16 protein-coding genes are annotated in these 16,251 nt (G+C 57.1%); 13 read left to right on the forward strand and 3 right to left on the reverse strand.

Annotation, left to right across the window (positions count from 1 at the left end; all coding sequences use genetic code 11):
- Nucleotides 1-108 precede the first annotated feature (108 nt).
- A complete protein-coding gene (locus tag ACWKXN_RS18130) occupies nucleotides 109-1,062 on the forward strand; it encodes a nickel/cobalt transporter (protein WP_454544109.1) in 954 nt (317 codons plus the stop codon).
- 33 nt (nucleotides 1,063-1,095) lie between these two features.
- Here ACWKXN_RS18130 and proP read toward each other — a convergent pair whose 3' ends face one another.
- Nucleotides 1,096-2,598: a glycine betaine/L-proline transporter ProP gene (gene proP, locus ACWKXN_RS18135; protein ID WP_029740241.1), complete on the reverse strand. Its 1,503-nt coding sequence runs from the start codon at nucleotides 2,596-2,598 to the stop codon at nucleotides 1,096-1,098.
- 648 nt (nucleotides 2,599-3,246) lie between these two features.
- On the opposite strand from proP, the gene kdgT reads away from it, so the two are divergent.
- Entirely contained in the window at nucleotides 3,247-4,239 is a 993-nt protein-coding gene (kdgT, locus tag ACWKXN_RS18140) for a 2-keto-3-deoxygluconate transporter (protein WP_033144443.1), read from the forward strand.
- A gap of 44 nt (nucleotides 4,240-4,283) precedes the next feature.
- On the opposite strand, the gene ACWKXN_RS18145 is transcribed toward kdgT, so the two are convergent.
- Both ACWKXN_RS18145 and crfC read right to left on the reverse strand, forming a co-directional pair.
- Nucleotides 4,284-5,159, reverse strand: coding sequence for a diguanylate cyclase regulator RdcB family protein (locus tag ACWKXN_RS18145; RefSeq protein ID WP_033144442.1), 876 nt, complete (start codon nucleotides 5,157-5,159; stop codon nucleotides 4,284-4,286).
- Nucleotides 5,156-7,501 carry a clamp-binding protein CrfC gene (gene crfC / locus ACWKXN_RS18150; protein WP_182072921.1) on the reverse strand — a complete coding sequence of 782 codons (2,346 nt, stop codon included), beginning with the start codon at nucleotides 7,499-7,501 and terminating at the stop codon, nucleotides 5,156-5,158. Before crfC ends, ACWKXN_RS18145 begins: the two co-directional genes overlap by 4 nt.
- Before the next feature lie 595 nt (nucleotides 7,502-8,096).
- Here crfC and ACWKXN_RS18155 point away from each other — a divergent pair.
- The 11 genes from ACWKXN_RS18155 (at nucleotide 8,097) to phnK (ending at nucleotide 16,247) form a co-directional block, all read left to right on the forward strand.
- Nucleotides 8,097-8,432, forward strand: a complete 336-nt coding sequence (locus ACWKXN_RS18155; protein WP_023310096.1) for a zinc ribbon domain-containing protein YjdM — start codon at nucleotides 8,097-8,099, stop codon at nucleotides 8,430-8,432.
- Between the two features lie 80 nt (nucleotides 8,433-8,512).
- Nucleotides 8,513-8,950: a VOC family metalloprotein YjdN gene (gene yjdN / locus ACWKXN_RS18160; protein WP_167818950.1), complete on the forward strand. Its 438-nt coding sequence runs from the start codon at nucleotides 8,513-8,515 to the stop codon at nucleotides 8,948-8,950.
- Between the two features lie 136 nt (nucleotides 8,951-9,086).
- Complete coding sequence (gene phnC / locus ACWKXN_RS18165; protein WP_033144439.1) at nucleotides 9,087-9,875, forward strand: phosphonate ABC transporter ATP-binding protein; 789 nt, start codon at nucleotides 9,087-9,089, stop codon at nucleotides 9,873-9,875.
- Between the two features lie 24 nt (nucleotides 9,876-9,899).
- The gene (phnD, locus tag ACWKXN_RS18170; protein ID WP_224979807.1) at nucleotides 9,900-10,916 is read left to right on the forward strand and encodes a phosphonate ABC transporter substrate-binding protein; all 1,017 of its coding nucleotides are present in this window, start codon (nucleotides 9,900-9,902) and stop codon (nucleotides 10,914-10,916) included.
- Between the two features lie 117 nt (nucleotides 10,917-11,033).
- Nucleotides 11,034-11,813 carry a phosphonate ABC transporter, permease protein PhnE gene (gene phnE / locus ACWKXN_RS18175; protein WP_454544110.1) on the forward strand — a complete coding sequence of 260 codons (780 nt, stop codon included), beginning with the start codon at nucleotides 11,034-11,036 and terminating at the stop codon, nucleotides 11,811-11,813.
- 20 nt (nucleotides 11,814-11,833) lie between these two features.
- Nucleotides 11,834-12,559 carry a phosphonate metabolism transcriptional regulator PhnF gene (gene phnF / locus ACWKXN_RS18180; RefSeq protein WP_454544111.1) on the forward strand — a complete coding sequence of 242 codons (726 nt, stop codon included), beginning with the start codon at nucleotides 11,834-11,836 and terminating at the stop codon, nucleotides 12,557-12,559.
- Nucleotides 12,560-13,012 carry a phosphonate C-P lyase system protein PhnG gene (phnG, locus tag ACWKXN_RS18185; protein ID WP_033144437.1) on the forward strand — a complete coding sequence of 151 codons (453 nt, stop codon included), beginning with the start codon at nucleotides 12,560-12,562 and terminating at the stop codon, nucleotides 13,010-13,012. It abuts the gene before it with no gap.
- Complete coding sequence (gene phnH / locus ACWKXN_RS18190) at nucleotides 13,009-13,593, forward strand: phosphonate C-P lyase system protein PhnH (RefSeq protein ID WP_454544112.1); 585 nt, start codon at nucleotides 13,009-13,011, stop codon at nucleotides 13,591-13,593. Before phnG ends, phnH begins: the two co-directional genes overlap by 4 nt.
- The gene (locus ACWKXN_RS18195) at nucleotides 13,593-14,657 is read left to right on the forward strand and encodes a carbon-phosphorus lyase complex subunit PhnI (RefSeq protein ID WP_454544113.1); all 1,065 of its coding nucleotides are present in this window, start codon (nucleotides 13,593-13,595) and stop codon (nucleotides 14,655-14,657) included. Before phnH ends, ACWKXN_RS18195 begins: the two co-directional genes overlap by 1 nt.
- Nucleotides 14,650-15,495, forward strand: coding sequence for an alpha-D-ribose 1-methylphosphonate 5-phosphate C-P-lyase PhnJ (phnJ, locus tag ACWKXN_RS18200; protein ID WP_033144435.1), 846 nt, complete (start codon nucleotides 14,650-14,652; stop codon nucleotides 15,493-15,495). The genes ACWKXN_RS18195 and phnJ overlap by 8 nt, the downstream gene beginning before the upstream one ends.
- Nucleotides 15,492-16,247 carry a phosphonate C-P lyase system protein PhnK gene (gene phnK, locus ACWKXN_RS18205; protein WP_182382927.1) on the forward strand — a complete coding sequence of 252 codons (756 nt, stop codon included), beginning with the start codon at nucleotides 15,492-15,494 and terminating at the stop codon, nucleotides 16,245-16,247. The genes phnJ and phnK overlap by 4 nt, the downstream gene beginning before the upstream one ends.
- Nucleotides 16,248-16,251: the final 4 nt, after the last annotated feature.

The following is a 16,251-nucleotide window of genomic DNA, read 5'->3' on the forward strand; positions in this document are numbered from 1 at the left end:
GCACAAAGTTATCCACAATCATGAGCGGATCGCGAGGCGATCCTACGAATTGAGCGGGAAGATCAACTATACTAGCGGCAAATAGTCTCCCCTGTGCAGGCCCCCCTCATGACCACACAACGCCTCGCCCGCGACTGGCGTCTCCCTACCGCAGGTTTGCTGCTGCTGGCAATCCTCTTTGCGGGTTTTACCCTGCATGCGCACTGGAACGCTTTTATCCAGTGGTGTCTCGCCACGCAAATTACGCTGCACCGCTATCTGGTGATGTATCTGCTGCAGCTTAATAACCACCAGTACAGCGGCGGATTATGGCTGTTAACGGGGGCTTTCCTTTATGGTGTCCTTCACGCCATCGGACCCGGACACGGAAAGTTCATCGTGACGACCTATCTGACCACCAATAAGGAAAGCGAACTGGCCGCCCGGGTTGTCCCCTTCCTGGGTAGCCTGATGCAGGGGGTCAGCGCCATTCTGTTTGTCTTTATTCTGGCGGTAGGGTTTAACCTCGCCTCAGGGGATATCAGTACCAGCCGCTGGTACGTGGAGAAGATAAGCGCAGTGCTTATTGGCGCATTCGGTGCTTTTGTCATTTACCAGGCGCTGAAGAGCCTGCGCCCGCGCAGGATGACTATCTCCGCCATCAAGCCGCTTCATCAGCATGATGAACACTGTGGCTGCGGACATCACGGCGTAGGTACAGACCTGACGCAGGGCGACTGGAAAACGCGCCTGGGCGTCATTCTGGCGATTGGCGCACGTCCGTGCAGCGGGGCGATCATGATTCTGATGTTTTCGAACGCGCTGGGCATTGTCACCTGGGGGGTAGCCGCGGTCATGACCATGTCTTTGGGCACCGCACTTTCTATTGTGGGGCTTTCCCTGGCTGTACGTTACGCCCGCGAGCGCACGGTGACCTGGTTCGGAGAGAGCGCCTCATTGAGATGGCTCGTACCGGCAGTCAAAATAGCCGGAGGGATAGTCCTGATCCTGTTTGCGACGGTGCTGTTCCTGACGGTGATCCCCGTCAGCGCCAATGGCGACTACATCGCTGCCGGATGCTAATAAAAGAAAACCCGCCGTTGGCGGGTTTCTTTATTACTCATTGATGCGTGGATGCTGGTCCACCAGTCGGGAGCGTTTTTTCTGCAGCTCTTCAATCTCTGCGTCAATATCCTCAATCTTCTGCTCTACGTTATCGTAGTGCTCGCGCAGGATCTCTTTCGCTTCCTGGATGTCAGACGCCGCAGGTGTTGCGCCTTTCAGAGGGCGATTCGCCGTCTCCTTCATGGTAAGACCTGTAATCAAACCAATCACCGCAATCACCATCAGGTAATAAGCCGGCATCATCAGGTTCTGCGTGCTCTCGACCAGCGAGGCGGCAAGCGTCGGGGTCAGACCGGCAATCAGCACCGAGATGTTAAAGGCCGCGGCCAGCGCGCTGTAGCGAATGTGCGTCGGGAACATCGCGGGCAACGTTGATGCCATCACCCCGATAAAGCAGTTAAGGATCACCGCCAGCATCAGCAGACCGGCAAAAATCAGCCCCAGCACATCACTGTTAATCAGAATGAATGCCGGAATTGCCAGAGCAAACAGCGCAACGCTTCCCAGGATAATGAACGGTCGACGACCAAAACGGTCACTCAACAGGCCCATAATCGGCTGCACAAACAGCATACCCACCATGATGGCGATAATAATCAGCACACCGTGATCTTCCGAGTAGTGCAGGTTATGCGACAGATAGCTCGGCATGTAGGTCAACAGCATGTAGTAGGTCACGTTGGTCGAAATCACCAGACCAATACAGGTCAGCAGGCTGCGCCAGTGCTTAGTGGCAATCTCTTTGAACGACACCTTCGGACCATCCTGCAGCCCTTCGCGGTCACCCTGTTCCAGTTTTTCGACGTGCTGCTGGAAAGCAGGCGTCTCTTCCAGCGCATGACGCAGGTAAAGACCAATTATCCCCAGCGGCAATGCCAGGAAGAACGGGATACGCCAGCCCCAGTCGAGGAAGTTATCTTCGCCCACCACGGTTGAAATCAGTACCACTACGCCCGCGCCCATGACAAACCCGGCAATCGAGCCGAAGTCCAGCCAGCTCCCCATAAATCCGCGCTTACGGTCCGGGGAATACTCGGCAACAAAGATTGAAGCACCGGTATATTCACCGCCCACGGAGAAGCCCTGCGCCATCTTACATATCAGCAGGAGAATCGGTGCCCAAATGCCGATGGTGGCGTAAGACGGTATAAGGCCGATACAGAATGTACTGATCGACATAATGACGATGGTGATGGCCAGGATCTTCTGACGACCATATTTATCGCCGAGCATACCGAAGAACAGACCACCCAGCGGGCGAATCAGGAAGGGAACGGAGAACGTACCCAGTGCGGCGATCATCTGCAGGCTGGGATCGGCCCCGGGGAAAAACACTTTACCTAACGCATAGGCCACAAAGCCGTAGACACCAAAATCGAACCATTCCATCGCATTACCGAGCGAGGCTGCGGTAATGGCTTTACGCAGCTTTGCGTCATCAATAATGGTGACGTCGCGAAGCGTGATGGGTTTAATCTTTTTCCTTCTCAGCATAGCTATCCTCGTTGACTCGGCCCTGTCTGTTTCACAGTCCAGTTAGCGTTCTGTGAACCATGGGATCCGCTCCATGCGAATCGCCTTATTCAAGCGTAGCAGGTTTACTTACATTGACGTTTTACGTCGATACAACCGAACCTGTTGACGCCTGCCTGGGCAGTTAATGACCTTTTTACCCTACCAGCGTTTATATTTGTGATCAACTTCACACATATTTTCGTGTCTAGTCAACTCAGGCAAATTTTTGTCAAGGAGTGCCAATAAGTACTTCCTTACCCCACCTAAAGAACATCCTCCCGCACGTCATTATTTCTTTCGTAACAGAAAAACAAACCACGTTAATTCACATCAGGTTTACATAAATCTTCATCAGCAGGAACCGGCCTCAGGTTTTACATTGAATATGTGATAAAGATAACTAAAACGATGTTTTATTTTCATTGAATCAATATTCCAATGATCGCATCATAAATCCGAATTCAGCGTTTTACGTGTTTAAGGAAAAGGTTAATTGAGAGCACGCATTTAATTTTGTTGCAGGGCTTTCGAAAAAGCACCACAAGCAATACGAGCAATCAATTGAATTTATTGACTAATTTTTAACACCTATCCCCCGTACTGCGGGATCCGATGTGAGGTTTGTCTATGAAGATTAAAGCCACGATAGAACGTATACCCGGCGGCATGATGCTGGTTCCGCTGGTACTGGGCGCGATCCTGAATACCCTTGCTCCCAATACCGGAGCTTATTTTGGCGGTTTCACAAAAGGCATGATAACAGGCACGGTTCCCATTCTTGCCGTCTGGTTTTTTTGTATCGGCGCATCCATTAATTTACGGGCAACGGGGACAGTATTACGGAAATCCGGCACGCTGGTGATCACCAAAATAGCGGTAGCCTGGGCGGTGGCAATGATATGCGCGATGTTCATTCCGGAGAATGGAATTCAGACCGGGTTCTTTGCGGGTTTATCGGTCCTGGCGATTGTCTCGGCGATGGATATGACCAACGGCGGATTGTACGCCAGCCTGATGAATCAGTACGGGACGAAAGAAGAGTCCGGCGCATTTGTGTTGATGTCTCTGGAGTCCGGCCCATTGATGACGATGCTGATCCTGGGGTCTGCTGGCCTGGCCTCGTTTGAACCGCACCACTTTGTCGGCGCAATCCTGCCCTTCCTGGTCGGTTTCGCCCTTGGCAATCTCGACCGCGATCTGCGTGATTTCTTCAGCAAAGCCACGCCGGTGCTGATCCCGTTCTTCGGTTTCGCACTGGGGAACACCATCAACCTGAAGGTCATTCTCGATACCGGCCTGCTGGGCATTGTGCTGGGTGTCGCCGTGATCGTCATCACCGGTATTCCGCTGATTATTGCCGACCGCGTCATCGGAGGAGGAAACGGCACGGCCGGCGTCGCCGCCTCTTCAGCCGCGGGTGCTGCTGTTGCAAACCCGGTGATTATCGCCCAAATTAACCCAGCCTTCGAACCGGTCGCCGCTTCAGCGACGGCACTGGTTGCCGCGAGCGTAATTGTCACCGCGATTCTGGTCCCTATCATCACGGCGCTGTATGCGAAACGCTACGGGAATATGCAAGAGACCCTGCCTGAACCGAAGCCGATAGAAATGAATCATTAACACACCGCACCATTCCCTCTCCCAACGGGGAGAGGGTGAGGGATTTAGCCAAAAATCTCTTCCACCATCCCGTCCACAAGCCGTTTTGCCGAACAAAGCCTCGGCATACCCAGCGCGACGGTCTGCCAGTTTTGCGTCACTGACCAGCTCACCGGATGTTGATCCGCCTGACACCAGTCCCCCAGCCAGCCCAGCATGTCTTTATGATCGATTAAACCCGGAGAGGCCGGCGTTGTCAGCCACTGGTGATAGAAATGGCGGGTCGTGGGGGACGCATTGATGCCCTGTGCCAGATAGTTAGCCGCCATGCTGCGCAGGTTATCCTTAAGCATTGCCGCCACATCTTCATTCGCGAGGCGGCATGCGTCACCAAATGCCCCCCAGCGCAGCTCTTCCAGGACGATAAAACAGCGCCCGGCCAGCGACCAGCCATCATAATGCCCGGCCCGCCAGCGGGTAAAAATCTGCTCGCTATGCTCACCCGCCTGCACCGTCAGCCCGCGCTGGGTTAGCGCCTTCTCTTTATAGGCGGCGCGTTGGGTAAAATGAGAAGCGAGTTCAGCGTACTGCTGCATCAGACCGGGGGACTGCTGGGCGCGCGGGTGCGTCTGCTGGCGCAAAGCAATCAGTTTCTCTGCCATCAGCGTCAGCGCGAGATGACCCGGGTCAAGCATGCCGGCCAGTTTTTCCGCCAGTCCCAGGCGCAGCGCCGCATTTTCATTGAGCATACCCGCCATCGCCCAGGGGCGCAGCCGGGTATGCGTCATGATTTCCTGAGTCAAACGCTCACGAAACTGAAGCTGTTGTGGTCCCAGGTGAGGATGACGCGCCGCGTCCACTCCCTGAACCAGATCGACCATAAATTTTGGATTAATACACTCCAGCGTTCGCCCGGGGCCGTCCAGTAGTGGTGTTGTCATGGTTGCTCTGCCGCGAATAGAGTTTGAATATCATCGCGTAACAGTCGGGTATCTTCCTGTATCCACGCCGCAGTCGTAATACTTTGCTTCAACAGCTGGCAGAGCGCTCGGGTTGAATGCTCATTCTGTTGACGCACTGCGAGGCTATCACGCAAGCTTTCCTGTAACCCGGTCAGGCACAGCGAGAATTCTGCAAAGAACGTCGCCATTCCTGCCGTAACAGAGACATCGACCTGCGCGGACAAAGCTTTACGTATTTGTTCACAAAACAGCTCAATATGTTGCTTAAATTTGTCATGTAGCTGCGCAATATCGATAACATAGCGCGTGCGCGTTTCCACATACTCATCCCAGCCCCAGCCCGGATTATTGAGCCAGCGAGAGACCGTTTCTCGCATGCTGCTCCCGCCTGATGACGGGCCTGCCTGGCTGTCATCCTGCGCTATCGCATCGTTAAACAGCGCCCGCGTATTGAAGTTGAGCTGGTGAGCCTGAAACGCCGGGAAACTGATTCGCGCCCGAAAACCCGCATGGCTCAGATGCTCTTTAATACGCGTTTCGATGGGGCGCATGGCTTCGTTCAGGGAACGCGCCAGCGTAGATTCAAGCTGGTCGAAGCGTAACGCCAGCTCCCGGCAGATTTTCGTCTGTGCATCCAGCATCACCAGTTCGCAGGAGGAGCGGATTTTACTCAGCGCGATCTGCGCCTGCCCTTCATCGTCCAGAACCAGCTGCTTCAGCTCGTCATCGTGAGGATTCTGCCGATCGATACCTGCTAAATCAAGAATATGCTGAGCGCTGAACACCTCGCCAATCGCCTGGTTAAGCGCGGTTTTTTGCGCTCCCATAAAGTCCGCTGTAGCGTTCAGCGCCTCCTCAACTTCATGTTTCACCTCATCGCTCACCACGCTCTGACGCGTCTGGAGAAGCGCCATGTCCTCTTCCAGACGTGCGATATTCAGTTCCAGAGCCTCAAAGGCAACCGTCAGCCCCTGATAGCGGAAGTCGAGGTACTCCCGGGCATTTTGTGCGTAGTTGAGCAGCTTATGCGAGGCCGAACGCAGCGCGTAAAGCGAGGCATTGGCATAGGCGGCGTAAATCAGCTTGCGTATCGGTTGTTCGAAAAGCGAATCTTCCCAGAGCAAATCGGCAGCATGACGAATATGGTCGATATCGTCCAGGTCCGCCGTACGCCAGCGTCGCCCAAGCGCCGCTTCGGCAAAGTCCTGTACCCAGGGTTGCTCCTGATGATCCGGCAGTTGTCCGTGGGTACTCATCTCGTAGCGAGCGCGGTTCGCCAGATAGGCCCACATGGACGAAACGGGGTAGATCTGGCCAGGCGAAATATTGCCTTTCATTAAGGTGCCGGAGATCATCGCCCGGATCTGCTCTTCATCGTCGCTATTGCGATCTTTCTGATCGAATTTATTGACCAGCGCATACAGCGGCACGGATTTTCCCGCCGCGGAAATGGCCTGGCGGACTTCTTCATCAGAGATGGATTTAAGCTGGGTATAATCCATCACGGCCAGCACCGCCGACGCGCGGGACAACTGCTCGCTGAGCATTTTTTGCAGGTGCGGCTGTCCGGCCTCATTCGGCCCGGGCGTATCGAGCAGCGTCAGCTGTCCGAGGTGAGCATCCAGACCCGCAAGATGCACGAACTCCACTTCAATCACCGGAATATGTTCGATAGCCGCATACTCAGAGAACGGAAACTCCACCCCTAACGCCTGGGAAAGCCTCACCAGGTCGTTGAGGCTTTTCAGACAATGAAATATCGGCTGCGCGCCCAGGTGATGCTTCTCAAAAGCCTCTCCTTTTTCAATGCGCTCCAGCAGCGTATTCATGTCTTTATCAATTTCCAGATGCTGGGCGAGCTTTCCTCGATCGTAATCGCATAGCTTTTTCTGGAGCAGTTGGATCAATTCATCAATGGGCGAGGCATGTGAGAAATGCAGCACCGGCTCCTTCTGACCCGGCGTGTGGCGAATCAGGGTAGGAAGCGCCGTCATCGGACGATTGCGGTTCGGCAACACTTCGGTCCCCACAATCGCATTAATGGTGGTCGATTTCCCCGCTTTCATAGTGCCAACAATAGCCAGGACCATTTCCAGCCGGGTTATTTTTCGTAATTCATTATTCAGCATCGCCTGCTGCGCTTCGACACCGCGCGCGCTAAAATGCAAAGGTAAAACGTTGTTCTTTTCACCCGTAATAGCAGCCGCGGTGCTCTCCAGCATCGCAGTCGGCATTGATTTCAACGTATCAAGGTTTTGCCGGGCGAGCTGTAGCAAACGCTCAGCTTCCTGGCTTAATTCAAAAATGGTCTGTGTGTGCATGATAAAAGCCTTTCCTTAACGCAAATTTATTACTTTTATTAAGCCACTGGTATTAATTATGTTGTTCAGGCTTATATGATCACGTGTGGAAAACATGTCCGCCGAAATATAACTGATTGATGATAATCAGAAATAATTCGCTATCCTTGCATGGCGTGTATAGCTCCCCTCCTGGCCTGACGGCCAAAGGAAAAAAGCGTAGCCCAATTTTAAGAAACTTCAGGATATATCATCATTATTTACCCACCTAAAAAGAGAGGTAATACGCCCCTGCCAAAAGATATGGATGGCAGCGAAGTCAGGAGATAAATAACAATGTGTCGCTTCACCTTATCCGAAATGAAGGAGCGTAGCAATTTGCTGCAATAAAATATTCGATATATTTAGCGTCATTTCTTCCCAACGTGTTAATGAGGTAAGCATCGCTTAACTGACTGACAGGAAGTGTCACTCCCGATACGCTTTTTGCATTTTTTTAATTCACAATGTCACCGACAAACGTGTGGATTTGCGCTATACTTGCCGCCTTTTTCGGCACGCTGCCGTCATTTAGCTGGCACTTTCCAGCGCGTTTACACTTTTTGAGGATACCGATATGTCACTCCCACACTGCCCAAAATGCAATTCTGAATACACCTATGAAGATAATGGCATGTTCATCTGCCCGGAATGCGCTCACGAATGGAATGATGCCGAACCATCCCACGATGCTGATGCACTTGTCGTAAAAGATGCGAACGGCAATTTGCTGGCGGACGGCGACAGCGTAACCGTGATTAAAGATCTGAAAGTGAAAGGCAGTTCTTCCATGCTGAAGATCGGCACCAAAGTGAAGAATATCCGTCTGGTTGAAGGCGATCATAATATCGACTGCAAAATTGACGGCTTCGGTCCGATGAAGCTGAAATCAGAGTTCGTGAAAAAGAACTGATTTACCCGCCCGGTGGCGCTTCGCTTACCGGGTTTTCGGGAACTACACTTAACGGGCTTTTCTTACGTGAGGTAAAGATTATGCCGTTAAGTCCCTACATCTCTTTTGCCGGCAACTGTGCAGAAGCCACTTCTTTCTACCAGCAAGCCGTCGGCGCAGAGCTTCTCTATAAAATCACCTTCGGCGAAATGCCAAAAAGCGATAACAGCGAAGAAGGCTGTCCGTCCGGTATGCAATTTCCGGATTCGGCTATCGCTCACTCCAACGTCCGCATTGCGGGCAGCGATATCATGATGAGCGACGGGATGCCGCCGGGCAGCAACGCGCAGTACGCGGGCTTCACGCTGGTTCTCGACACCCAGGACGTTAATGAAGGCAAACGCTGGTTCAACAACCTCGCCGCGGGCGGGAATATCGACATGGCCTGGCAGGAAACCTTCTGGGCACACGGTTTCGGTAAAGTCACCGATAAATACGGCGTGCCGTGGATGATTAACGTCGTTAAGCAGCAGCACTAATTTTCGGGCGGTGGGCGCTCTGCCTCCGCCTGTCATCAAACTCCGCTCAACTCTTCAAACTCCCGCAACCCAGACTTAACCCAAATGTCACATTGATGCGCCAGCATGAGGCCACATTTATCGTGAGGCCCAGCACATGCAAACCGTCATCCGCGTCGAGAAACTGAGCAAGACCTTCCATCACAATAAGGCTCTGCATGCCGTTGATCTGACCGTCCAGCAGGGCGAAATGGTGGCGCTGCTGGGGCCATCCGGTTCCGGTAAATCCACCCTTCTGCGTCATTTAAGCGGTCTTATCACCTGCGATAAAACGCCGGAAAGCCACGTCGAGCTGCTGGGCAATACCGTGCAGCGCGCGGGGCGTCTCGCCAGCGATATCCGCAAGAGCCGCGCCCAGACGGGCTACATCTTCCAGCAGTTCAACCTGGTGAACCGCCTGACGGTGCTGGAGAACGTGCTGATTGGCGCGCTCGGCAGCACCCCGTTCTGGCGCACCTGTCTGCGCTGGTTCTCTCCTTCACAGAAGCAGGAAGCCTTGCAGGCCCTGACCCGCGTCGGCATGGCGCATTTTGCCCACCAGCGCGTCTCCACCCTGTCCGGTGGACAACAGCAGCGCGTGGCGATTGCGCGCGCGCTGATGCAGAAAGCGCAAATCATTCTCGCTGACGAACCCATTGCCTCGCTGGACCCGGAGTCTGCCCGCATCGTAATGGAAACCCTGCGCGACATTAACCAGAACGACGGCATCACCGTGGTGGTCACGCTGCATCAGGTGGATTACGCCCTGCGCTACTGCGAACGCATTGTCGCCCTGCGTCAGGGACATGTGTTCTTTGATGGCGCGAGCCATCAGTTTGATAACGAACGTTTTGACCATCTCTACCGCAGCATTAACCGCGTCGAAGAGAACGCGCAGGCTGCTTAATTAAACCCGATCCGAGGAAAGTACATGAGCTACAAAGCCGTTGCCGCGCTGGCCTTTACCAGCATGTTCAGCCTCAGCACCCTGTTAAGCCCGGCGTATGCACAAGAGCAGGAAAAAGCGCTGAACTTCGGCATTATTTCGACGGAATCACAGCAGAACCTGAAGCCTCAGTGGGAACCGTTCCTGAAAGATATGGAAAATAAGCTGGGGATCAAAGTGAACGCCTTCTTCGCCCCGGACTACGCGGGAATCATCCAGGGGATGCGTTTTAATAAAGTGGACATCGCCTGGTACGGCAACCTCTCCGCCATGGAAGCGGTGGACCGCGCGAACGGCCAGGTCTTTGCCCAGACCGTCGCGGCAGATGGCTCCCCGGGCTACTGGAGCGTGCTGATCGTCAACAAAGACAGCCCGATCAACAACCTCAACGACATGCTCGCCAAACGCAAAGAGCTGACCTTCGGCAACGGCGACCCGAACTCGACCTCCGGCTACCTTGTCCCTGGCTACTACGTCTTCGCCAAAAACAACGCCTCCGCCAGCGACTTCAAACGCACGGTGAACGCCAGCCACGAAACCAACGCCCTGGCCGTGGCCAACAAGCAGGTGGACGTCGCCACCAACAACACCGAGAACCTCGACAAGCTGAAAACTTCCGCGCCGGACAAGCTGAAAGAGATCAAGGTTATCTGGAAATCGCCGCTGATCCCGGGCGACCCGATCGTCTGGCGTAAAAATCTCTCCGAGAGCACCAAGGACAAGGTGTACGACTTCTTTATGACCTATGGCAAAACGCCGGAAGAGAAAGCGGTCCTGGCGCGTCTGGGCTGGGCACCGTTCCGCCCGTCAAGCGACCTGCAGCTGGTCCCGATTCGCCAGCTGGCGCTGTTTAAAGAGATGCAGGGCGTGAAGGACAACAAAGGGCTGAAGGACGAGGAGAAGACCAGCAAAGTGGCCACCATTCAGGCCCAGCTGGAAGACCTCGACCGCCTGACCGCCGCGCTCGGTGCGATGACGAGCGTGAATAAAGCGGTGCAGTAGTGCCTTTCTCCCTCTCCCCGTGGGAGAGGGCCGGGGTGAGGGCATCAGCGCGCACATTTCCCCCTCACCCTAACCCTCTCCCTCAAGGGAGAGGGGACTAAACCCAAAGGAGCCAACATGCAAACCATCATCCTCCCGCCGCCGAAGCGCAGCTGGTTCTCGCTCATAAGCTGGGCCATCCTGCTGGCGGTGCTGGTTATCTCCTGGAAGGGCGCGGAAATGGATCCGCTGCTGCTCTTCAAAGACGCGGGCAACATGGCGACCTTCGCCGCCGACTTCTTCCCGCCGGACTTCAGCCAGTGGCAGGACTATCTCAGCGAAATGGCGGTCACCCTGCAAATCGCCGTCTGGGGCACCGCCCTTGCCGTCGTTCTCTCCATTCCGTTTGGCCTGATGAGCGCCGAAAACATCGTGCCGTGGTGGGTATACCAGCCGATGCGTCGCCTGATGGACGCCTGTCGCGCCATCAACGAAATGGTCTTTGCGATGCTGTTCGTGGTCGCCGTCGGCCTGGGCCCGTTCGCCGGCGTGATGGCGCTGTTCATCCACACCACCGGCGTGCTCTCCAAGCTGCTTTCTGAAGCGGTCGAAGCCATCGAGCCCGGCCCGGTGGAAGGCATCCGCGCCACGGGCGCCAACAAAATCGAAGAGATCCTGTACGGCGTCCTGCCGCAGGTTATGCCGCTCCTGATCTCCTATTCCCTGTACCGCTTTGAGTCCAACGTCCGCTCCGCGACGGTGGTCGGCATGGTGGGCGCAGGCGGGATTGGCGTCACCCTGTGGGAAGCGATTCGCGGCTTCCAGTTCCAGCAAACCTGCGCCCTGATGGTGCTCATCATCGTCACCGTCAGCCTGCTGGATTTCCTCTCTCAACGTTTGCGTAAGCACTTCATCTGAGAAGCGAGGCTTTGTTTTCTATGCACTTATCCAGACATCCGACCAGTTACCCTACCCGCTGGCAAGAGATTGCGGCAAAGCTCGAAGTGGAGCTGCGCACGCACTACCGCTGCGGGGACTACCTGCCCGCCGAGCAGCAGCTTGCCGACCTCTATCAGGTGAACCGCCACACCCTGCGTCGCGCCATTGACCAGCTGGTCGAGCGCGGCTGGGTCCAGCGCCGTCAGGGCGTGGGCGTGCTGGTGCTGATGCGCCCGTTCGACTACCCGCTGAACGCCCAGGCGCGCTTTAGCCAGAACCTGCTGGATCAGGGCAGCCACCCGACCAGCGAAAAGCTGCTCTCGGTGCTGCGTCCGGCCTCCAGCCACGTGGCGGACGCGCTGGGTATTCAGGAGGGCGACGACGTCATTCACCTGCGTACCCTGCGTCGCGTTAACGGCGTGGCGGTATGCCAGATAGACCATTACTTTGCGGACCTCGCCCTCTGGCCCGTGCTCCAGCATTTCTCCAGCGGCTCGCTGCATGATTTTCTTCAGGATGCGACAGGCATTGCGCTCAAGCGCACCCAGACGCGCATCAGCGCCCGTCGCGCGCAGGCAAAAGAGAGCAAGGTGCTCGAAATCCCCAATATGGCCCCGCTGCTCTGCGTGCGCACCCTCAACCACCGTGACGGCGAGATCAACGCGACGGAATACTCCGTCAGCCTGACCCGCGCCGACATGATCGAATTCACCATGGAGCACTGAATGCACTTCGACACCGCCACCCGACAGCGCTGGATGCGCGTGTTGGCCCACAGCCAGCCTGCCGCGCTGGCTGCCCGCATGAACGCGCTCAGCCTGACGCCAGACTACGACACCCTTCGCGCCCCGGAGATCGGCCTCGTTCAGATCCAGGCGCGCATGGGCGGCACCGGCGAGCGCTTTTTCGCCGGAGACGCCACCCTCACCCGCGCGGCAATCCGCCTGAACAGCGGCACGCTGGGCTACAGCTACGTGCTGGGGCGCGACAAAGCGCACGCCGAGCGCTGCGCGGTGATCGACGCGCTTTTACAGGAACAACCCTATTTCCAGACGCTAATGGAAACCCTTATTGCCCCGCTGGAAGCCGACCGCGCCGCGCGCATTGCCGCACGTCAGGCCGAAGTGAATACCAGCCGGGTCGACTTCTTTACGCTCGTTCGCGGAGACAACGCATGACGCTTCAACCTGCTTTTACCCAGGCCGTCCAGGATGCCCAACACAGTTTTCGTCGCCTGCTGAAGGCGATGAGCGAGCCGGGCGTGATCGTCTCGCTGCACCAGCTCTCCCAGGGCTGGCTGCCGCTGAATCTGGCGACCACCAGCGTGCTGCTGACGCTTGCCGACAACGACACCCCGGTGTGGCTCTCGGGCGCGCTGTCGAACGATATCGCCAGCCAGAACCTGCGTTTTCACACTAGCGCCCCGCTGGTCGATCAGCCCCAGCAGGCGGTTTTTGCCGTGGCCGATGAACAAATCAGCCATGAGCAATTGAACGCCCTGAGCGAAGGCAGCGCCGTCGCCCCGGAGACCAGCGCCACGCTGATCCTGCAGGTCTCCAGCCTGAGCGGCGGCCGCATGCTGCGCCTCACGGGGGCAGGCATCGCCGACGAACGCATGGTCGCGCCGCAGCTGCCGGAGTGCATCATTCACGAGCTGACCGAGCGCCCGCACCCGTTCCCGCTGGGCATTGACCTGATCCTGACCTGCGGCGAGCGCCTGCTGGCAATCCCGCGGACCACCCACGTGGAGGTGTGCTGATGTACGTTGCCGTCAAAGGGGGCGAGAAGGCCATCGCCGCCGCCCATGCGCTACAGGCGCACAGACGACGGGGCGATGAACGGCTTCCCGAGCTGAGCGTCGCCCAGATTGAGCAGCAGCTAAACCTCGCCGTCGACCGCGTGATGACCGAAGGCGGCATCGCCGATCGCGAGCTGGCGGCGCTGGCCCTGAAGCAGGCCAGCGGCGACAGCGTGGAAGCCCTCTTCCTGCTGCGCGCCTACCGCACCACGCTCGCGAAACTGGCGGTCAGCGAGCCGGTGAATACGGCGGAGATGCGCCTGGAACGTCGCATTTCTGCCGTTTATAAAGACGTTCCCGGCGGCCAGCTGCTTGGCCCCACCTACGACTACACCCACCGCTTGCTGGATTTTACCCTGCTGGCGAACGGTGAATCGCCGCAGCTGAGCACCTCCGACGCCGAACAGGAACCGTCTCCGCACGTCTTCAGCATGCTGGCAAAACAGGGCCTGGCGAAGACGGAAGAAGATTCAGGCGCGCAGCCGGATGACATCACCCGCACGCCGCCAGTTTACCCGTGCTCGCGCTCGTCCCGCCTGCAGCAGCTGATGCGCGGCGACGAAGGCTATCTGCTGGCGCTGGCCTACTCCACCCAGCGCGGCTACGGGCGCAACCACCCGTTTGCGGCCGAAATTCGCAGCGGCTATATCGACGTTGAAATCGTACCGGAAGAGCTGGGTTTTGCGGTGAACGTCGGCGAACTGCTGATGACCGAGTGTGAAATGGTTAACGGTTTCGTCGCCCCGGAAGACGAAGACCCGCACTTTACCCGCGGCTACGGGCTGGTATTCGGCCTCGGCGAGCGCAAGGCCATGGCAATGGCGCTGGTCGACCGCGCCCTGCAGGCACCGGACTACGGCGAGCACGTTGCAGGCCCGGCGCAGGACGAAGAGTTTGTGCTGGCCCACGCGGATAACGTTGAGGCCGCCGGTTTTGTCTCGCACCTTAAGCTGCCGCACTACGTCGATTTCCAGGCCGAACTGGAACTGCTGAAACGCCTGCAACGGGAGCGCAAAAATGGCTAACTTAAGCGGCTACAACTTTGCCTATCTGGATGAGCAAACCAAACGCATGATCCGCCGCGCCATCCTCAAAGCGGTGGCCATTCCGGGCTATCAGGTGCCGTTCGGCGGCCGCGAAATGCCGATGCCCTACGGCTGGGGCACGGGCGGTATACAGATCACCGCCAGCGTGATCGGCGAGGCGGACGTGCTGAAGGTCATCGACCAGGGCGCCGACGACACCACCAACGCCGTGTCGATCCGCAGCTTCTTCCAGCGCGTCACCGGCGTCAATACCACCGAAAAAACCGAAGACGCGACGCTGATCCAGACCCGTCACCGCATCCCCGAAACCCCACTGACGGAAGATCAGATTTTAATTTTCCAGGTGCCGATCCCGGAGCCGCTGCGCTTTATCGAGCCGCGCGAAACGGAAACCCGCACCATGCACGCGCTGGAAGAGTACGGCGTCATGCAGGTCAAACTCTATGAAGACATCGCCCGCTTCGGCCATATCGCCACCACCTACGCCTACCCGGTGAAGGTGAACGGGCGCTACGTGATGGACCCGTCGCCAATCCCAAAATTCGATAACCCGAAGATGGACATGATGCCCGCCCTGCAGCTTTTCGGCGCCGGGCGCGAAAAGCGCATCTACGCCGTCCCGCCTTACACCCGCGTGGAAAGCCTGGATTTCGACGATCACCCGTTTACGGTGCAGGAGTGGGACGAGCCGTGCGCCATCTGCGGATCCAAACACAGCTATCTGGACGAGGTGGTGCTGGACGATACGGGCAAACGGATGTTTGTCTGCTCCGACACCGATTACTGCCGCCAACAGAGCGAGGCGAATAGCCAATGAAACCGCTGCTTTCGGTTAATAACCTGACTCACCTGTATGCGCCGGGCAAAGGCTTTAGCGACGTGTCGTTCGAGCTGTGGCCGGGCGAGGTGCTGGGGATCGTCGGCGAGTCCGGCTCCGGCAAAACCACCCTGCTGAAGTCCATCTCCGCACGCCTGACGCCGCAGAACGGCGACATTTTGTATGAGGGCGCCTCGCTGTACGGCATGAGCGAGGCCGGGCGCCGCCGCCTGCTGCGCACCGAGTGGGGCGTGGTGCATCAGCACCCGATGGACGGCCTGCGCCGTCAGGTCTCAGCCGGGGGCAACATCGGCGAACGCCTGATGGCTACCGGCGCGCGCCACTACGGCAACATCCGCGCCACCGCCCAGAACTGGCTGATCGATGTGGAAATCCCCGCCTCGCGCATCGACGACCTGCCGACAACCTTCTCCGGCGGGATGCAGCAGCGCCTGCAGATTGCGCGCAACCTGGTCACCCATCCGAAGCTGGTGTTTATGGATGAACCCACCGGCGGGCTGGACGTCTCCGTGCAGGCGCGCCTGCTCGACCTGCTGCGCGGCCTGGTGGTGGAGCTGAACCTCGCGGTGGTGATTGTCACCCACGATCTGGGCGTCGCGCGCCTGCTGGCGGACCGTCTGCTGGTGATGAAGCAGGGCCAGGTGGTGGAAAGTGGGTTAACCGACCGGGTGCTCGACGATCCACACCATCCGTACACCCAGCTGCTGGTGTCGTCCGTATTGCAGAATTAAGAGG

This window comes from Enterobacter sp. UPMP2060 (assembly GCF_053709655.1).